This window comes from Lysinibacillus macroides (assembly GCF_001281525.1).
GTDB lineage: Bacteria > Bacillota > Bacilli > Bacillales_A > Planococcaceae > Lysinibacillus > Lysinibacillus macroides.
The window spans coordinates 1,422,490-1,441,642 of record NZ_LGCI01000005.1; the positions used below are offsets into that span (position 1 = coordinate 1,422,490).

Annotated in this window: 15 protein-coding genes and 1 pseudogene; 12 read left to right on the forward strand and 4 right to left on the reverse strand. The window is 38.3% G+C overall.

What is annotated here, in order from left to right:
• Positions 1 to 33: 33 nt before the first annotated feature.
• From ADM90_RS09850 to ADM90_RS25535, 3 genes are all read left to right on the forward strand, one after another.
• The gene (locus tag ADM90_RS09850; protein ID WP_053994783.1) at positions 34 to 1,632 is read left to right on the forward strand and encodes a helix-turn-helix domain-containing protein; all 1,599 of its coding nucleotides are present in this window, start codon (positions 34 to 36) and stop codon (positions 1,630 to 1,632) included.
• A 283-nt stretch (positions 1,633 to 1,915) separates the two neighbouring features.
• Positions 1,916 to 2,334 (forward strand): ABC transporter substrate-binding protein (locus tag ADM90_RS25530; RefSeq protein ID WP_412176983.1); only part of this gene is annotated, 419 nt, incomplete at its 3' end.
• 12 nt (positions 2,335 to 2,346) lie between these two features.
• Positions 2,347 to 2,907, forward strand: a complete 561-nt coding sequence (locus ADM90_RS25535; protein WP_412176984.1) for an ABC transporter substrate-binding protein — start codon at positions 2,347 to 2,349, stop codon at positions 2,905 to 2,907.
• 182 nt (positions 2,908 to 3,089) lie between these two features.
• Here the strand turns inward: ADM90_RS25535 and ADM90_RS09865 are convergent, their stop codons facing one another.
• Entirely contained in the window at positions 3,090 to 3,737 is a 648-nt protein-coding gene (locus tag ADM90_RS09865) for a hypothetical protein (RefSeq protein ID WP_053994786.1), read from the reverse strand.
• A 310-nt stretch (positions 3,738 to 4,047) separates the two neighbouring features.
• Here ADM90_RS09865 and ADM90_RS09870 point away from each other — a divergent pair, with 310 nt between their 5' ends.
• From ADM90_RS09870 to ADM90_RS09885, 4 genes are all read left to right on the forward strand, one after another.
• The gene (locus ADM90_RS09870; RefSeq protein WP_235473410.1) at positions 4,048 to 4,356 is read left to right on the forward strand and encodes a hypothetical protein; all 309 of its coding nucleotides are present in this window, start codon (positions 4,048 to 4,050) and stop codon (positions 4,354 to 4,356) included.
• Between the two features lie 13 nt (positions 4,357 to 4,369).
• On the forward strand, positions 4,370 to 4,552 hold the full coding sequence (locus tag ADM90_RS09875) for a hypothetical protein (protein WP_053994788.1): 183 nt from the start codon (positions 4,370 to 4,372) through the stop codon (positions 4,550 to 4,552).
• 975 nt (positions 4,553 to 5,527) lie between these two features.
• On the forward strand, positions 5,528 to 5,821 hold the full coding sequence (locus ADM90_RS09880) for a hypothetical protein (protein ID WP_053994789.1): 294 nt from the start codon (positions 5,528 to 5,530) through the stop codon (positions 5,819 to 5,821).
• Positions 5,822 to 6,405: 584 nt separating this feature from the next.
• On the forward strand, positions 6,406 to 7,605 hold the full coding sequence (locus tag ADM90_RS09885) for an MFS transporter (protein ID WP_053994790.1): 1,200 nt from the start codon (positions 6,406 to 6,408) through the stop codon (positions 7,603 to 7,605).
• An 88-nt stretch (positions 7,606 to 7,693) separates the two neighbouring features.
• Here ADM90_RS09885 and ADM90_RS09890 read toward each other — a convergent pair whose 3' ends face one another.
• A complete protein-coding gene (locus ADM90_RS09890) occupies positions 7,694 to 9,070 on the reverse strand; it encodes an MATE family efflux transporter (RefSeq protein WP_053994791.1) in 1,377 nt (458 codons plus the stop codon).
• Between the two features lie 16 nt (positions 9,071 to 9,086).
• Positions 9,087 to 9,566 carry a DUF6530 family protein gene (locus ADM90_RS09895; protein ID WP_053994792.1) on the reverse strand — a complete coding sequence of 160 codons (480 nt, stop codon included), beginning with the start codon at positions 9,564 to 9,566 and terminating at the stop codon, positions 9,087 to 9,089.
• A gap of 146 nt (positions 9,567 to 9,712) precedes the next feature.
• Between ADM90_RS09895 and ADM90_RS09900 the strand changes: the two genes are divergently transcribed.
• The 5 genes and pseudogenes from ADM90_RS09900 (at position 9,713) to ADM90_RS09920 (ending at position 18,405) form a co-directional block, all read left to right on the forward strand.
• The gene (locus ADM90_RS09900) at positions 9,713 to 10,168 is read left to right on the forward strand and encodes a hypothetical protein (protein ID WP_053994793.1); all 456 of its coding nucleotides are present in this window, start codon (positions 9,713 to 9,715) and stop codon (positions 10,166 to 10,168) included.
• A 694-nt stretch (positions 10,169 to 10,862) separates the two neighbouring features.
• Positions 10,863 to 12,548 carry a methyl-accepting chemotaxis protein gene (locus ADM90_RS09905; protein ID WP_053994794.1) on the forward strand — a complete coding sequence of 562 codons (1,686 nt, stop codon included), beginning with the start codon at positions 10,863 to 10,865 and terminating at the stop codon, positions 12,546 to 12,548.
• A 403-nt stretch (positions 12,549 to 12,951) separates the two neighbouring features.
• Positions 12,952 to 14,103 (forward strand): annotated as a pseudogene (gene tnpB, locus ADM90_RS09910) (IS200/IS605 family element RNA-guided endonuclease TnpB).
• Between the two features lie 142 nt (positions 14,104 to 14,245).
• Positions 14,246 to 14,785 (forward strand): TlpA family protein disulfide reductase, encoded by a 540-nt coding sequence (locus ADM90_RS09915; RefSeq protein WP_053994795.1) that lies wholly within the window; start codon positions 14,246 to 14,248, stop codon positions 14,783 to 14,785.
• A 476-nt stretch (positions 14,786 to 15,261) separates the two neighbouring features.
• Positions 15,262 to 18,405: a hybrid sensor histidine kinase/response regulator gene (locus tag ADM90_RS09920; RefSeq protein WP_235473412.1), complete on the forward strand. Its 3,144-nt coding sequence runs from the start codon at positions 15,262 to 15,264 to the stop codon at positions 18,403 to 18,405.
• Positions 18,406 to 18,504: 99 nt separating this feature from the next.
• On the opposite strand, the gene ADM90_RS09925 is transcribed toward ADM90_RS09920, so the two are convergent.
• Positions 18,505 to 19,056, reverse strand: a complete 552-nt coding sequence (locus ADM90_RS09925; RefSeq protein ID WP_053994797.1) for a recombinase family protein — start codon at positions 19,054 to 19,056, stop codon at positions 18,505 to 18,507.
• Positions 19,057 to 19,153: the final 97 nt, after the last annotated feature.

Consider the following 19,153-nt stretch of genomic DNA (forward strand, 5'->3'; position numbering starts at 1 on the left):
GATGATCTAACAATAAGGGGAGGATCAAGTAAAATGCTAACATATGAGCTACTGGATACAAGGCTACTAGCCGATGAAGGAATGATTAGTCCTGTGGTGCTGACAGGGATGTTTCCGATGATTATTATTCCTACGCAACCGATAGTCATTCAAGCAGAGAAACATGCTTGTCGAATAGGCAAAGGGCAATTTATCTTGCTTCTATACCCAGAGCAGGGTATTTATATAGTCCCAAGTGAGGGTGAAGAATTGGCTCCTGTTTATAGCATTTCCTTTAACAGCTATCGGTTGGCAAAACGTGAAAAAGATACGCTATTATATGAAAAGGATACAACACATTTGCCTGCGCATGGACAGATCATGGAATTTCCACGATATGCGGAGGGACTGCTAAAAAAATTAATGGAGCAGTTTCAGCAGACACAAAGACCACATGCTACTCCTAAGCTTCATTTGCTTCTACATGAGTTACTCGATACGATTTTTGAAAGAAAGAGCATCGATATCAGCTTTGTGACAAACGATCAAGCAATTCAGCAGGCTGTTACCTATATTAAACAGCATTTTGAAGCACCCCTAACGCGTTCTTTTATGGCCAATATGACGGGTTTTAACGAAAGCTATTTTTCCTCATTGTTTAAGAAGGAAACAGGGTGGAGCTTTGCTGAGTATGTAAATCAAATACGAATTGATCAAGCAAAGCTTATGCTACTCGGAACAAATGATAAATTACAGGATATTGCATTGAAAACAGGATTCGCAGATGGCTCATATTTGGGAAAAACGTTCACCAAGTACGTACATCTGTCACCTAGTAGTTTTCGCAAAAGGAAGCATACAAACCGTATAGTCAGTATACAATTTCTTGGGGCATTACTGGCTTTAAAAATTCAGCCTCTTGCTACTACACGAGAGCTACTTCAATCATCCCAGCTGTTACACAAACGAGTGCCAGATATTGTAGAGATAGCGTCCTTTGACCAAATCGAAGTGATACAACAATTAGACCCAGAGTTAATCGTGGCTCCAACTTATTTATATAATTATCCTGATATATTGAAGGCACTCGAACAAATTGCCCCTGTTTTGATGATTCCTTGGGGACAGTTGGACAAGCTTGAGGAGGTGCGACTGCTTGGGAGACTTTTTGGGCGAGTACAAGAGACTGAGGAGTGGATTGCGAGGTTGCAGCAAATAGCGATGGGAGCAAGAAAAGCCATCACTCCCATTATCGAGTCTGGCACAACAGCAGGGATCTTTGAATTAGGTCACGATAATTTATGGCTAATGCCTTATTTATCGGTTCGCTCTGCCTATACGCTATATCAGCTTTTAGGACTCAGTGCTCCTCAACGTATTCAGCAGGAGGTACTGCAAACAGGGAAACATCTTAAAGTCGAAGAGCAGGACCTCCCATTGTACGCGGCAAGTCACATGTTTTTAATTGTGCCAACGGATGATACGGAATCCTTCCGTGCCAAGCTGATGCAGCGCTCTGTGTGGCAACGATTAGTGCATGAACAAGGCTGTCAATTGCACTTACTTAAGCTAAATGAGTTTTGGTTTGATGATGGTCTTTCATTAGAGCTTCAGCTTGACGTAATGGTAAAATTGTTAATGGAGCAAAGCTAAATCCAACAATTTTCCCTATGAAACATCCAATTTATAGACATTGTCCTTGTACAAGACTGTCTTTATAATGAATATATCATCGCGAATGATAATCATTATCAAACAAGGAGGTATAATCTTGTACTTACATAAGCTATTAAAATCGATATTATTTCTTGCTTTAATTGCTATACTTACTGCTTGTGGCAATGCGCATGATAGCACAAATAGCGACTCGTCCACAAAAGCTGAAACATCAGAGTCAGCAACAAAAATAATCAAAACAAAGCGTGGTGATCTTGAAATGCCACGTCATCCGCAGCGTATTGTGACGGATGGCTATTTACCAGAGCTGCTTGTGCTAGGTGTGAAGCCGGTCGGTTCGACGCAATGGGATTTGGAGAACAAAGTCATTCAGGATCAGATTGATGGAATTGAATCAACTGGAGAGCGATCATTGGAGACAATTGTACAATTGAAACCAGATTTAATTATCACTTGGGTGAGTGATGAAAAGATACTTCAGCAGTATGAAAAAATCGCACCAACGCTTGCACTCCCTTATAGCTCTTCAGGTGATATTTATGAAATTATGCGTCGTTTGGGTGATGCTTTAGATAAAAAAGAGGAAGCCGAACAATGGATTAAGCACTTAGATAAGATAGCAGCGGAAGCACGAGCACAGCTTGTAGATATTATGAAGCCAGATGATACATTTGCACTNAGTATGAAAAAATCGCACCAACGCTTGCACTCCCTTATAGCTCTTCAGGTGATATTTATGAAATTATGCGTCGTTTGGGTGATGCTTTAGATAAAAAAGAGGAAGCCGAACAATGGATTAAGCACTTAGATAAGATAGCAGCGGAAGCACGAGCACAGCTTGTAGATATTATGAAGCCAGATGATACATTTGCACTGATGGGCGTTTTCGTAGTAGATAAAGGATTTTATATTTACGGGGATGGAGGCTATAGAGGCGGTGAAGCCATCTATAAGCATCTTCAATTAAAGCCACCTGCAAAACAGGAGAAGGAAATGATAGGGAAAGAGGCCTACCGACAGGTTTCGTACGAGGTTATTCCTGAATATGCGGGCGATTATATCTTCATTGACCAGGGTGATTTGATCTCAGAAGTATGGGGCGAGAGCGAAGGACTTTGGAAGTCATTGGACGCTGTGAAGAATGACCGAGTGTACAAGCTTGATCCAGATTTATTCTGGGGTAATGATCCTATATCATTGGAGCTGCAAATAAAAGAAATTGTAAATATGTTGTCTCAGAAACAATCATAAAGAGAACCTTAAAGAGGATGTCTCCCATAATGCTTGGGGCATCCTCTTTGGTGATTTTATCTATGAAAAGAACAAAAGCTACTATTGCGAAATGTAGTATGCATTGAACCATGGTAATTATGAAAAATTTTAATATAGAAGACAAGGTACTCTTGCTACAAGAGTAACAAACATTGGACTAGTTATTTATCTAAGGGTATTTCTACTTTCAAGTCTTCTCCTATATGATCAAAAGTATCATTAGATGCCCCAGTGATATGTAGTGTGACTTTTTTTACAGCCTCATCATGCTTAAGAATCCAAATAATATTGCCATTTTTCTTGACTTTACCTAAAAATTCTCCACCAATATCGTCACTAAACCAAATATCTGCGTTAACTTGCTGACCAGTATCTGTGACAAGTTTTGCTTGATTCAAGTAGTAGTTTATCGTGTTATCGACTGTATTTTCTGCTGAAGCTTCAATCGTTACAACCGTTACTTTATCTTGTCCGTCAAATGACTCTTTATAGGATTCACTAGGCTCAAGAGTTGCCAACTGGATTTTATCTAATGTTGCATTTACTGGACCATTATTTACCGTCCTATTAAGCTCTTTATCTTTATAGAGAACGGTTAATTTACCTAATTCAGATTCTGTTGTGTCCCCAACGCCATTCGATTCTTCAGTTGCTGAGTTATCAGCAGCCCCTTCACTTTCGTTGTCGGTAGACGCGGGTTTTTGCATTTCTTCTTTGGGCGTTTCTTCCTCTTTTACATTTTCTTCACCACAAGCTGCTAGACCTAAAAATAAGACTAAAGATATACTAAATATTAGTTTCTTTCTCATATAGAATATCCTCCTTTATAGGTAATTGTTATTAAATTGTATCAATAATGGTAAGTGTTGTCAGTAAAGTGATTGGCTTTCTTATATAATATTTTTTGCTGATATTTTAGACCTTTATAATTAGAAAATAAAACCAATTTAAATAAGGACAAAAGATATATATTCATTCCTAACAATAAATAAAACCAACTGGCCTTATTTATTGAAAATATGTATATGCTGATAGATAGAAGAAAAAATAACCTAATCATCTATGCTATCAGTTATGATGTATTTAAGCTTATTTTATCTGGAAAGGATTGCAATTTATTTGAAAATATTTTTTAAAAACAAGCCATGGTTGCCTGTTAATGATGATATGGCAGAGCGACTTCAACAGGAATTAGTAAAGGAGCTTTCTCGAGAGCATGTATTATATGGTACAAAGGCTCAAGCCATAGCGAAGCGAGAGGACAATGATGATGTTGTGTTTTGGATAAGCGCTATTGAACAATATGCGATTGTCCATTTAACATACGCACAGGAAACTTCCAAGATATTTCCCATTACAAAGTTGTTCTCAGCAGAGGAATTAGAAGAGTATTGCAAACATATTTTCCAATATTATGAACGAGAATAAAGGAGGCGTTTGTATGCCAGTGGCAAGCAGCCATTATCAGTTCCAAGATAGTTATTTTATGGTGATTCATCTATTTGCATATATTGTCATTAGTGTGGTGGTATTAGTGGGATGTGTGTGCCTGATGGGATGGAGAAAAAGACGACATTATAAAAGAGCACTTATCAAGAGCGATCTGAAGAATGATTTTCTTTAAGTATCTGTACTTCCTCATGAAGCTTTTTAATTTCTTCCGTTTGCGCAAGAATAGGATGATTCATTCATTCTATTTGACATAAGTTTGGGAAAAGTCATACACACGCTTCAAAGGTTTGTTTAAATATGGAATCACCCTATAAAGTGAATGCTACACGCTGTTGAAAAAGTGTATAGATCTGCTTTTTTTGGCTTCACTAAGCAAAATTTCTTATATAAGGTTTATAGTATTTATCGTTTTACTAACCCACTATTCTTGTAAAGAATTTGTTGAGTTATTGTTTAGAAGTTGTAGAGAATGATATGATAATCTTACTAACGTCGGGATGCGTAAGTAACTAACACGCACAAAAAGGACAGGGTGAATGTGCCTTGTCCTTTTTCCTTTGCTAGATTATGATAAAAGTAAAGCGAAGGGGATTTCTATTGAAGACGACCAAATGGCTCTTATTATGGACAAGTTTGCTTGTTTTAGCACTGTTTAAGGTTATTAATCAAAGGACGGTAAGCCCAGTGACTATCTCAGGTAATGGCAATCCAGCTTTATTAATAGCGATCTTTCTACTGCCGCTATTTATCATTTTCCGACAGAAGACGCCCACTTTAAGGAACGTGAAGGGGATAACCCTATGAGTAAGGGGGAGATGAATGTCGGTAGGCGTTCGCCTAAATTATCGCACAATTAGAACGTATGTGCTATAACGAACCTGTACAGATTGCTCTTTGAAAACTGAAGATAGGAGGTTGTAACAGGAAAGTTCGTCTGTTATGTAAAATCTTCAACGTTCTATCGCTCTGTCTAGCCGAAAAGCGAAAACCAAGCAGTACGCTAGACAGCAGAGTCTAACGTACAATCATTGCAAGTGTTTCACTACGGGTAGAGCCTGCTACTATAACTAGACGTTGGTCTGGTGTTCGCAGGAATCCCACACTTCTTCTTCTATAAGTGGGGGTAGTTCAAAGGAATGCTGTTGTTATGGATTCGGCTTGTTCGCCAGTACGCTATGAAAAAGCGTACCCTTCAATAAGCTTGGTGGTTACAATTACTTATAGCAGCGCTGCTATTGTTTATCAAAGAATCGCTTTGGCCAATTATCGAGAGGTTATAAAAGAGGCATGGCTTCAGCAAAATGGCACTGCCGATCTGCAATATATTAAAGATATCACCACTGGCTTAACGATCCATGTGAACAATCAATATTTTAATCTTTATAGATTTTTTCTATTTATTGCCTGCATATGGTGTTTAATGGATAAGCAGAATGCCTAGTGAAAAATAAAAAATTTTTATTTTTTTTGTGTAACCTTTTTTGTTATGAAACGACTACTCTAATAGTAGAATACAAAACTTAGGCAATTCGTAACATTCACTTTTCACAAAATGACCAGGGCTCAGGATTGAGTGCCTGGTTGTTTTGTTTTTTGGGAAATGAGCATGTGAAAATGCCATTAATGCTTTAGCATTTTAATTTACCTATTTTTTCATTTTGAAATAAGACTACCAATAAAAGCTGCCAAAGTGATAATAGGAGCCATAAAAAGAGTCTTATATTGATTCCAAGGCGTTAGGCTAGCAACAACACCTGTTGTTAAAATAACACTAAAAACAGTTAATAGTTGTTGCTTTACATTTAATTTTTTAAACAGCTACTATCCTCCTATAAAAATAAACCAAAATCATTCCTTCAAACAAATCTATTGAAAAAGTGATAATCTATAAAAAAAGGTTACATTATCATTTATAGGAAAATTTTTATAGTATAAATGCCTCCGTTTTAAAGTAAATATGCTAAAATTATTTAATAACTGTATAGGAGCATGTTGGAATCCGTTTTTCTAATTTGGGGGGATAGGATGATACAAGGGTCTTGGAGAGCATTGGTATGGATTGGCTTAGCAGAATTATGTGCCTTAAGCTTATGGTATAGTGCTTCCGTGATTGCACCTGAACTAATTGCCATTTGGCATCTTAGCGCTAATTTGGAGGCTTGGCTTTCTGCTGCTGTCCCTGTTGGCTTTGTTATAGGGGCATTATGTAGTGCGTATTTTGGGGTTGCTGATCGTTTTAATCCCCGCAAAGTTTTTGGTATTTCAGCATGTCTAGGGGCATTCTTGAATATTTTATTAATTTTCGTTGATTCTGGTTTTTTCGGTATTTTACTAAGAGTATTAACAGGCCTCATACTTGCTGGTGTCTACCCAATCGCTGTAAAAATTTTATCGGAATGGTTTCCTAAAAAGCGTGGGTTAGCGATTGGTATCTTAATTGCGGCATTAACAGTAGGATCATCATTGCCACACTTTATTGTTATGTTCTTTTCTTCATTAAGTTGGCAGTTTGTGATTATTTGTAGTTCCATATTAGCTTTATTGTCAGCTTTTATTGTTTTCTTTATTTTAGAGGATGCTCCAGTAAAATCAAAAAAATTGCCTTTTTCTTTAAAATTAATTAAAAAAGTAGTGACAAATAAACCTGTTATGCTTGCGAACTACGGCTATTTTGGTCATATGTGGGAATTGTATGCAATGTGGACATGGCTTCCTGCTTTTTTGACAGCTAGCTTTTTAGCCTATTCACCAGCAACACCACAATGGTTTATTGCCTTATCCTCTTTTCTATCAATAGGCATTGCAGGGGGAATTGGTTGTGTGATTGGTGGACTTATCTCAGATAGAATTGGAAGAGCTAATCTAACGATGCTGGCTATGTTAATCAGCGCTATTTGTTCGATCGTCATCGGCTTTACATTTGGGCAGTTTATTTGGCTTACGCTCCTTATCTCTATTATTTGGGGCGCAGCAGTGATAGCTGACTCCGCTCAATTTTCCGCAGCCGTTACAGAAGTAGCCGAAGAGGAGTATGTAGGGACAGCCCTTACGTTTCAAATGTGCATAGGCTTCTTAATCACGATCTTTTCTATCAATTTAATTCCGCTCATTCAAAGGGTTGTTGGTTGGGAGTGGGTCTTTACAATATTGGCGATTGGCCCTATTCTTGGCATGATAACAATGGGTACCTATAAACGCTATGAATTTAACAGTAAAAAAGCGTAATGCTAGTCAATAACATAGGATATTGTTAGGCCAAAATTAGAAAAGGGGATGTTTCAATTGGCTTTTGAAACATCCCCTTTCCATTTTATTATTTTAACATAGCTTGTAATGTTCGTTTTTGCCAGCCTAGCTTAAAGTACGCATACTGCATAATAAAGAGGACACAGAAGGTAATCGGGTAGGCTAACCATACGCCATTTAGAGCAAGTGAAGTATGATGGGATAGGAAGTAGGCTAACGGCACTTGCACAACCCAAATGGCAATAATTAAAAAGACAGTCGGCCATAGCACAACGCCTGTTGCGCGCATGGTTGCTGACACGGTTTGCATATGTCCAAAAATTAAATAGCTCCAAAAGGCAATAAATAAATAATTTTTAGCAATATGCAGGGTTTCCTGTGTATCAATAAATAAAGCGAGAATAGGTCCTGCAAATACATACATCAATAAAATAATGGCGCCACCTAAAAGATAATTAATTTGCACGCCCATCTGACGAACTTTTTTAATCATTTCTGTAGAGTTTGCGCCTAGTGCCTGTGCAACAAAGACAGATGTGGCAATAGCAATACTCATTGCTGGCACTTGGGCATAGCTTGCCACCTGATTGACAACTCCATAGGCAGCTGTTGCATTTGAGCCATGCAGATTGACAAAGCCAATCACGGCAATTTCTGCAACAGAGATGGCAACCATACTAATACTTGAAGGAATGGCTAGCTTTAGCAGGGACGTTAAAATATCCTTTTTCAGCTTAAAGTGCTGTAAAATAGTTTTGTCTAAACGTAATAAATGCTTTGTTTTATGCAAGTAAATAAATAATATTAACATGGTTACAAGGTTTGAGAGCACTGAGGCATAGGCAGCACCGTTTAAGCCAAATGCAGGCAAGCCCAACCAGCCAAATACTAATGGTGGAAGAAAGGCGATATTGAGAATAACACTGACAACTAAAAATAAAAAGGGTGTTTTGGAATCGCCAACGCCACGCATAAAAGTTGTATAAACAAAATACCAAAACATAATTGGCAGCGTGAAAAATAAAATTTGTGCATAGCTAATACTCATCTCTAAAATATTAGCGGGTGTTTGCATAAAGCGTAAAATCCATTCAATGAAGAAGCCGCCAAAAATCGCAACGGCAATGGATAAAATGGTTGTAAAGGCAAGCGTTACGCCAACAACCTCCTTCATTTTTGCATGGTTGCCAGCGCCAAATGTTTGCCCAACTAAAATCGAGCTACCTGAGCCAATGCCAATCGCAAAAGCCATTAAAAAGAAGAAAAATGGAAAGAATGCCGAGATAGCAGCGAGTGCATCGACACCTAAATTGCGTCCCACGATAAACATCGCAAATACTTGCCCAACTGATTGCAGGACATTAGCGAGCATCACGGGAATTAAAAAATTAAAAAAAGCCTTTCGTAGTTGTTTGTCATCCTGTAGTAATTGTTCATTCATCATTTGATCCTCTTGAGTATTAATAACCCATTTCTTTTAAAATTCGTGATAATGTACGCAGGCGTTCGCCAATTAATTCACCATCATTGTTTAATGCCTGCTGAAAAAGCTGAATATCCTCGTTAATTTGTTCATTGTCTGTGCAAACCTCTACAGTCATGGCATCTCCCTGCAAGCCGACACGCTTAATAAGCGGATTTTCCTCGTCATATAAATGCTCGTGACGGTATGCCTCCTTGAAATAAAGCTCTGTTTCACATACTAAAATAGCGAGGTCAAGCACGCGGTGAAGGGGTAGCTCCTCTGATTGACGCGACCATTTGCCACCTGTATGGCGCCAAACCTTTGCCGAAATATCGACCTTTCCGCGATCATTCCATTGTGCTAAGCCAAGTGACAGCCCCTGTGCATCTGTGTCGTATGCTGTGCGTCCATCAATATTGGCATAGTTTTCTGCCACAATCACGGGCTTATGCTTTAAATGTGTTGGTATTTTCATTTTTTAACGCTCCTTTTTATTTAGTAATTTACTAAATTACTGCATTAGTAAATTTAACATTTCATCTACGTGAAGTCAATCTTTATGTTGAACAATTGTAATTTTTTCTCAAATAGAGAGGTCTAATACTAAAAGGAGAGGGTTAGATGAGTGCACGAAAACCATTCATGGGAGCTATAATGCTGCTTATTATGCTTGTTCCTGTGAAAGCCCTTGCGACGAGCTGGGTCTATCTTTTTGTTGTATGGAATGGCTATATATATGTGGTGGGGGATGAGCAAGTAACAAGCCTTGGCGAAAAAATTGGAGCCGTCACAGTATATTCAGATATGGAGCAATATGAAGGCAACTTCTCTAATATCTATCCAGAGGGAACAAGCTATTATGCGATTAAAGGCGTAGATACCGATCATGCAATTGCCGTACACACGCCGAATGATACCTATGTCAAGGCACTTAGAGAAGGGGAATATACATATGTAGAAAAAGAGACTACATTACAAAAAAGCATTTGGTATAAGACACTAGGGGGTATTGTGGCTATCGATCTTGGGATTATCTTCTTGGTGAGGCGTTTTAAAAAGAGGGCATATAAAAAATAATAAGGACATCGAGAAATTCACTCTCGATGTCCTTTGTTAATAGGCTATCTCACCATTTTATTGTTTACTCCTTAAGGAAATAAAACCCCATTTCATCTTCATCCCAACCACCAAATTTATAATTTTGCCAACTATAATTCACATGTGTAATAGTGTAACACCATTTTCAATTACTGCTTGATTTCTAAAATGGTTGTTTTTCGCCGTTTACGTAAATGGATATTCCCGATGGAGCACTAACACTTTTGTTTCCTAATGCAATTCATATATAAAATAATATATAGAATGATTATTCTTAACTTTTCAAGTAGCTTCCTCCTAGTAGAATAGTAATATGTTATTGTTTTACCAAAAATGTATGACTTTGCAATTAAAGTAATAAAATTAGCCTACTCTTTTTGACGAGAAGTATTAGCTTGTATGGACGTATACACCATATGTTTTGATAATAAGATTTCTTAATTTACATAATTTCCAATATAGAGTAAAATAAGATGATAATAGTACTGTATATTTATTTTCACTTTTTAAAAATTCAAGTGAATATACCTACTATTTATAAAAGGAGCGTGTTTATTTATGAATGAAGCGCTAGTAATCAATAAAATTATGTTAAATGTATAAGTTTTATTTGTTTGTAGCACCTATCAGACAGCTCAAACAACTGATAGCGAAGAGAGGGAGGTTAGTATGAATGAGATTTAAGTCAATACGGACAAAAATTTTAGTTGGTTTTTCCATTGTTTTAATAGGGATAATAATACAAAGTAGCTATACCATTTATTCGAATATAAAAATGAACAAGGAAATTGAAAATATAGTCGAGAAGGAGCTAGAATTGTCCATTATTGATCAACATTTAGCGAACTCCATGTCGATGAGGATAGGGGCTGTACGGGGCTATGTGTTAACAGGTGAGCAATCCTATAAAGATACATTTAATGAATACATTAAAATCTCTTTAGAAAATGAAGATCGTGCTCGACAACTTGGTGAGTCAGAGGATTTTGAAAAATATGCAGCAAGAGCAAAATCTTGGCGTCAATATATTGAAAAAAACGTTTTCCCTGTTTATGAGGCTGGAAATATAGATTTAGCGATTCGCAATGTGATGAGCCAGGAAGTAGTAGTGCAAGAGGTTCAACAAGGATTTGAGTCATTAGCGAGTGCTCGCGAGGAGATCATTCGACAGGCTGGGGACCAATTAAAGGATAACAATAATCATCTCACGAATATCAGTATCATTATGTTTGTGATCATTATCGTATTGTCTATTGGTGTAGCTCTCTATAATGCGACTACTATTTCCAAGTCTGTGCAACGAATTTCCCAGCGTGTAAAATTAATTGCAAATGGTGATTTAAGCCAAGAGGCGCTTGCTAACGATGCACGAGATGAACTTGGTGAGTTAACGGATTCCACCAATACGATGAATACAAAAATAAAGGATATGCTACAGCGTATACACAGTGTGTCTAATGAAGTAGCAGCACATAGTGAAGAATTGCTCCAGTCTTCGGTTGAGGTAAAAACAGGCACGGAGCAAGTGGCCCTTACGATGAATGATATTGCAGAGGGCACTGAATCACAGGCCAATAATGCAAGTGATTTATCGCATTTAATGAGTGACTTTGTAAAGCGCATGAACGAGGCTAGCCAAAATGGTCAGCGTGTGGAGGAGGATTCCAATCAGGTTCTTACATTAACGGAATCAGGTCAAACATTAATTCAAGCATCGACAGAGCAAATGTTAAAGATTGATCATATTGTCCATGAGGTAGTAGGGAAGGTAGAGGGCTTAAATGATAAATCCAAAGATATTTCCAAGCTTGTGGTGGTCATTAATGATATTGCTAAACAAACGAATTTATTGGCCCTGAATGCAGCAATTGAAGCGGCACGAGCAGGAGAGCAGGGACAGGGCTTTGCTGTAGTAGCTGAAGAAGTACGAAAATTAGCTGAGCAGGTGTCGTTATCGGTGGTTGATATTGAGCATATTGTAGAAGAAATTGTGGAGGAAACCAATCATGTAACAAATTCATTAAAGTCAAGCTATGAAGAGGTACAGCACGGCTCAGAGCAAATTTCATTAACCAATGAAACCTTTGTGGAAATCGGCACTGCCGTGACAGCGATGGCGCATAATATTTCAAATGTTTCACAAAATCTTGATCAGTTAGTGGAAAATTCGGTGCGTATCGACCAAGCGATTGAAGATATTGCAGCTATCTCAGAAGAATCGGCTGCTGGGGTTGAACAAACCTCTGCAACGATGCAGCAAACCTCAAGCACCATGGAGGAAATTTCAAATAGCTCTAATCAGTTAGCCAACATGGCAGAGGAATTAAATCAGCAGGTAGGACAATTCAAACTAAGTTAGAGAGGCAAACTTACCAGGGCTTATGAATAAGGATCTGGAGGAAGCCTTTAATGCAAGCTTACGGAATGCGTTCAACGCCTGCAAGAATCAATCGGTCCTAAAAAGTTTTTTGAAAATCTGTAACTTTTATTGGCTTAGCGCGACTACTATAATAGTAGAATACAAAAACTAAAGCAAAGCTTAGTAAGATTCACTTTTCACAAAAAGATCAGGACTCAAATATTTTGAGCTTTCTGGTCTTTTTGTGTTTGAAACGTAAAGGATTATTTATCGTTTTCCGACAGAAGACGCCTCCTTCAAGGAATGCGTAAGTGGGTGATGAATGGCGGTTGGTGATAGCCAAAGCCACGTCCTTTCGGTTAAAATAGAAACAAACATTCGGGCAAAGAGGGAGGTATTTCGTGTGTTGGTCAACAAAGCGTATAAGTTTCGTCTCTATCCAAACAAAGAACAAGAAATCCTCCTAGCTAAAACAATCGGTTGTTCGCGTTTTGTCTTCAATTATTTTTTAGCAAAATGGAAGGCTGCTTACAAAGAAACGGGCAAAGGATTCACTTATCATTCATGTTCTGCCGAATGAACGCAGTTAAAAAAAGAATTCGTATGGTTGAAAGAAGTAGACAGCATTGCGCTTCAATCCTCCCTTAAAAACCTTGCGGATTCGTATACTCGTTTTTTCAAGAAGCAAAATCAAGCACCACGATTTAAGTCTAAAAAGAATCCTGTTCAATCGTACACAACGAAACAGACAAACGGAAATATTGCGGTTGATGGTAACTATATCAAGCTACCTAAACTTGGTCTTGTTCGCTTTGCTAAAAGTCGTGAGGTAGAAGGACGTATAGTAAATGCTACGATTAGACGAAATCCAAGTGGTAAATATTTTGTTTCAATTCTTGCTGAAACAGACGTGCAGCCATTAGAAAAAACAGGTTCTTCTGCCGGTATGGACGTTGGTCTGAAAGATTTTTCCATTCTTTCTACTGGAACGGTGTATAAAAATCCGAAGTTTTTCCGTTCACTTGAAAAGAAACTGGCGAAAGCACAGCGTATTTTGTTCAGGCGAAAAGAAATGGCTTTGCAGCAAAAGAAGCCGTTAGAGGAAGCAAGAAACTACCAAAAACAAAAGGTGAAAGTCGCATGCATTCATGAAAAAATAACGCATGCAAGAACAGACTATTTGCAAAAAATTTCTACTGACATCATCAAAAACCACGATGTCATCGGTATCGAAGATTTGCAAGTGTCCAATATGCTAAAAAACCACAAGTTAGCGAAAGCAATCAGTGAAGCATCATGGTCGCAATTTAGAACCATACTTGAGTACAAAGCGAAATGGTATGGCAAACAAGTAGTGGCTGTATCAAAAAGATTTGCTAGTTCTCAACGATGTTCAGCTTGCGAACACAAAAACAAAGACGTTAAGCATTTACATCTTCGTGAGTGGAATTGCCCTTCCTGCGGCACACATCACGATAGAGATAGGAACGCAGGACAAAATCTTAAAAATGAAGCGATAAGACTGCTAACCGTAGGGACTACGGGGATAGCCTAATCCATAACTGGCGGTTACGCTGGTGTTCTTAGGAATCCCCCACTTCAATAACTAAGTGGGGGTAGTTCAATATTGTTAAAATAAAAAGATATGGAAATCTCTTGTGCAAAATGGTTCTCAAATAGATGAAAGGAGACGGAACATGCAACGAAAAACACTTAGGTTGATGCTTTCAGCGTTCATCATTGTTTTATTACTTGGGATAATGCTGAAAAATATATTGAATAAAGAGGAAGTATCATCAGCGATGGTGGATTTAGCAGATGGTACAACACAGCTTGATTTTGCGACACCATTAACGAAGCTGGATCAATCTACAACAACGTTTGAGGCCTATAAGGGGAAAATTTTGGTGGTTAACTTTTGGGCATCGTGGTGTGGACCTTGTCAAGAGGAAGCGCCTGCATTAAATGCCTTTTATGAGCAAAAATCCAAGCAAGTAGAGCTATTAGCAATTAATGCAACTAAGCATGATAGCCATAAGCAAGCAATGGCATTTCAGGAGACCTATCAATTGAAATTTCCTGTCTTTTTGGATCCAAAAGGGACGCTTCAGCAATCCTTTCAAGTGGTAGGGTATCCAACAACTTTTATTTTTGACGCTGAAGGTATATTAACGTATACAATTAAAGGGGACATCAGTAAGCAAGAATTAAATAAATTAGTGGCAGCTATCCAATAATGAGAAGAATGAAACTCCTTATGCGTGAGGGATATAAAAAGAGTGACGGTTTAGGGAAAGGGTCGCTATCCCATACATATATATTGTATTGATTACTTTGGTTGCTAGAATGTTCTCTGTCCGCTTTATCGTTTTACAGGTATGATATTATACTATTTTTCCAGTAGTGGTAGGGGGACGACAAGGCTTTATGTATCTCGTAAACAGGTAGGAGGTTGGAATGATCCTGTCTTTGTAGCGTCACTCGTATTCTTCTTATTGCTTGTAACAGGAATAGTATAGAGTTTATTGGTGCAGTAGATGATAGAGGGTCTGCTGTACCAAGGGAAGCCCTGATAGATCACACAGACTTTCAAGAGAATCTTCTACGTAAGCTTGGAACAATGATGCCTAAATATAATTGAAGTAAGTATTTTAAAAGATCAAGTCAGTAACCCTACTGTCTCGATTTTTTTTTGTAAAGAATTTGTAGAGGTTTGTTTGTTAAAATAGATCGGATCTTAGACTGTGCTGGTCAGGGAGGTGAAATTGGTAGAAGGTTATTATTCATTAGCTCTTTTACAATATCATTAATGAAAACAAAAAAAATTATAGTTATTATTACACTATTTGTTATATCGTTAACTGCTTTACGGCTAGTGTGGCTTGAGGTATTTACCCAGCAACAGCAATTATATGCCGAAAGAGGTCAACTAGATGTCCGAGATTTTCAATTTCAAGATAATACACTCACATTAGATGGTGAGTGGCTGTTTTACCCATCCCAATGGTTGATGGATGAAAAGCAGCAGCCTGGTCAGCCAACATATATACAGGTTCCAGGTGGCTGGGATAAAGTTGTTCAGGAAAAGGAGCCGAACCCTTATGGCTATGGTTCTTATCGCCTTCATATATTGGTTAATCCAGAAGAAACAACGACTTATAGTATAAGAGTACCAAGTATTCGTAGTGCATCAGAAGTCTATGTTAATGGACGGTTACTGGCGAAATCAGGTGAGGTAGGTAAAAATCGTGCAGAAACAGTCGCAGAAAATGTGCCATTTACCGCTTCTTTTGAGGTCCAGGGACAAAGTAAAATTGAGATCGTTATTCAAGTAGCCAACTTTCAAGATCCTCGTATGGGTGGTATTGTGCGTTCCATTAAATTTGGGCATGAGGATGTCATTTATCGGGAAACATTATTGTCTATTACTATGCAGCTAGTAGTCGCTGTTGTTTTACTTATTCATGCCGGCTACGCAATCATTCTGTATTTCGTTGGCAGTAAGGATAAACGATTACTCTACTTTTCACTGTTAATGGTTAGTACGATGTTTTATTATTTGCTGAGTAACGATGACAAACTGTTGACCTTTTGGTTTTCCATTAATTATGAGTGGAGCTTTATACTTGTTCATCTTACGGCTATTGGCATTGGCTACCCACTGCTTCAATGCATTGAGCATTGGCTACCACCACATTTCAAGCTGTATAAAAAAGCCTTTGCGATTCTCTGTGCTGTAGCTTCGCTGCTGACGATTCTATTGCCAACCCACTATCTTGTGACCATACAAATCGTCTATATTCTTATTTTCGGTGTCTCTATTATGATTACGATAGTGATTGTCCTAGGAAACTCTATAAAGGATATTCGAAGTAATATTTTTGTTTTACTTGCCATTATTGCCTTTGTGAATAGTATGATTTGGGCTGGTCTCTTGATGATTATAGGAAGTAAGGTGATCTTTTATCCATTTGACCTGATTATCACGATTGCTTGTTTGGCGATTGTCTGGTTTCAGGGCTTTGCAAAGGTCCATGCCGATACAAAAGCCTTTGCCTTACAGCTGCAAAAAGCAGATAAGCAAAAGGATGAATTTTTGGCAAGTACCTCTCATGAATTACGCAATCCGCTTCATAGTATTATTAATATTTCAAGAGCGGTATTAGATCGTGAGGTCCATGCATTGAGCGATACAAGTGTGAACGATTTAGAAACGGTATTATCTGTAGGGAAACGCATGTCCCTGTTGTTAGATGATTTGCTGGATGTTAGGAGCTTACAGGAAAATACACAAAAATTGCAGCTAGGGAATGTTTCCATTCATACTGTTGTATCGGGTGTGTTAGAAATGCTGCGTTATACAGTGGAAGGGAAGCCTGTGCAATTTATTCATCGCATTCCAGCCGATTTTCAGCAAGTATGGGCTGATGAAAACCGCGTGACGCAAATTGTTTTGAATTTAGTGCACAATGCAGTGAAATTTACGAATGAGGGCTATATTAGTATTTCAGGCTATACCAAAGACGGGCTGGCAAAAATTATAGTGGAAGATACAGGCATTGGTATGGATCAAGAAACAACCCAACGTATCTTTAGACCCTATGAGCAAGGGGCAGCAGGTAAACATATTGTTGAAGGTGGCTTTGGGCTAGGGCTAAGCGTTAGTAAACGATTAATTGAACTGCAAGGTGGGACATTGGATGTACAATCGGTGCTAGGTAGAGGATCAACCTTTACGTTTACCCTGCCATTGTCCAAAGATGTCCAGGGTGAGAGAGTGACACAAAGTAACGATTCTCACCAAGAGGAGATGCAAATGAAGCCGTCTACAGAGGCTACTAGCGTGGTAGATTGGAGCCGATCTCGTATTTTAGTGGTGGATGATGAGCCGATTAATCTAAGAGTAGTAGAAACAATTTTAACGAATGATAAATATGATATTGTCACAGTAACAAGTGGCATAAAGGCATTGGAATGCATCCAATCGCAAAAGTGGGATGTAGTCATTTCAGATGTGATGATGCCAAAAATGTCAGGCTATGAATTGGTACGGATTATTCGCAAGCAATTTTCGCTAACAGAATTGCCTGTATTATTGCTGACAGCACGTAGTCAGCCTCATCAGATTGAAAAAGGCTTTTTAGTAGGTGCTAATGATTATGTGGTGAAGCCTGTGGATGCTTTAGAACTAAGATCTCGTGTAGAGGCCTTAGCGAGGGTGAAGCGCTCTGTACAGGAACGACATCGTATGGAGGCTGCTTGGCTTCAGGCACAAATTGAACCCCATTTTCTATTTAATACATTAAATGCGATTCTTACATTAAGTGAAGCAGAAAGTGCACGAACAAGTAAATTGGTAGAGGCACTGAGCGATTTTTTAAGAGAGTCTTATAATTTTCAAAATGTAGAAGCTCTTGTACCATTAGAAAATGAACTTCGATTAATTCAAGCTTATCTTTATATTCAGCAGGAGCGCTTTGGTAATCGTATTCAGGTGGTGTGGGAGATAGAGGCAGAGAAAGATGTACTTATTCCGCCACTCATTATGCAACCTTTAGTGGAGAATGCATTAAAGCATGGTATTTTAAAGCGAACAGAGGGTGGTACCATTTGTATTCGCATACTAGATAATGGTGAGCATCTTGAAATCACTGTGGCTGATGATGGCGTTGGTATGGATGAGCGGCAAGTGGCACAGCTCCTGCAACGAACAGCCCATTCATCCAAAAGCATCGGCTTATTAAATACTCATCTTCGATTGCAGCAGCATTATGGGCAGGGCTTACAAATTTTAAGTAGCCCAAATCAAGGCACAACTATTTCCTTTATTGTATTAGCTAAGAAAGCGGTCTATTAATGGAAGGGTCGATTTAAGTCAAGCTATCAAAGAAACAAAATTAAAATGCCAAAGCGTTGATCAACGCTTTGGCATTTTAAAATTCAAGGGATGTTAGCCCTATCTTTGCTGTTTATTGATCTCATCTATATAGCGATACAAGGTGGATTTACTAATGCCTGTTTCATTTTTAATGTCAAGTAATGAATAGGTCTTGCTTTGATACATCGCAAGGGCCTTGCGTAAATTATCATCAGATTTTTTAGGACGGCCAATGGCTTTGCCAGCCTTCTTTGCCTCAGCTAGTCCAAAGGTTGTGGCATGACTTTTAAGCTGGGTTTGTAAATTGGCAAAAAGTGCGGCACTATCTAACAAAGACATAGGTAGATGCGTTATATTCGTGATTTGTTCCTGTCGAAATGTAATCTTCACATCATCCTTTGCCAAAATATGCAGGATATCTGCTAATTGGTGTATGGAGTCAGCAAGCACCACTACATTTTCAACGAATATTTCATCCCCCGCTTGTAGGACCATCAATAATTCCTCTAAGGCTTGTCGCTTTTTTGCATACGGATGTCTCTCTGCAAATAATTGATCCAGCGCTATACCCGCTAATTGCTGTTCCCCTAATTCATCGCCAATAATCGGGCGTTTGTAGCCATAAATCATGATTTTCCTCCCAAAACCATTCCTTTTTGGGAATGATTATGCTATGCTACTTGTTGTCGTTCCAAAAAGGTATCTTTTGGTACGTTTATTTATACTA

Coding starts and splice junctions, on each gene's coding strand:
- ADM90_RS09850 (WP_053994783.1), top strand. CDS start 34: ATGCTAACATATGAGCTACTGGATACAAGGCTACTAGCCGATGAAGGA.
- ADM90_RS09865 (WP_053994786.1), bottom strand. CDS start 3,737: ATGAGAAAGAAACTAATATTTAGTATATCTTTAGTCTTATTTTTAGGT.
- ADM90_RS09875 (WP_053994788.1), top strand. CDS start 4,370: ATGCCAGTGGCAAGCAGCCATTATCAGTTCCAAGATAGTTATTTTATG.
- ADM90_RS09880 (WP_053994789.1), top strand. CDS start 5,528: ATGGATTCGGCTTGTTCGCCAGTACGCTATGAAAAAGCGTACCCTTCA.
- ADM90_RS09885 (WP_053994790.1), top strand. CDS start 6,406: ATGATACAAGGGTCTTGGAGAGCATTGGTATGGATTGGCTTAGCAGAA.
- ADM90_RS09890 (WP_053994791.1), bottom strand. CDS start 9,070: ATGATGAATGAACAATTACTACAGGATGACAAACAACTACGAAAGGCT.
- ADM90_RS09895 (WP_053994792.1), bottom strand. CDS start 9,566: ATGAAAATACCAACACATTTAAAGCATAAGCCCGTGATTGTGGCAGAA.
- ADM90_RS09900 (WP_053994793.1), top strand. CDS start 9,713: ATGAGTGCACGAAAACCATTCATGGGAGCTATAATGCTGCTTATTATG.
- ADM90_RS09905 (WP_053994794.1), top strand. CDS start 10,863: ATGAGATTTAAGTCAATACGGACAAAAATTTTAGTTGGTTTTTCCATT.
- ADM90_RS09915 (WP_053994795.1), top strand. CDS start 14,246: ATGCAACGAAAAACACTTAGGTTGATGCTTTCAGCGTTCATCATTGTT.
- ADM90_RS09925 (WP_053994797.1), bottom strand. CDS start 19,056: ATGATTTATGGCTACAAACGCCCGATTATTGGCGATGAATTAGGGGAA.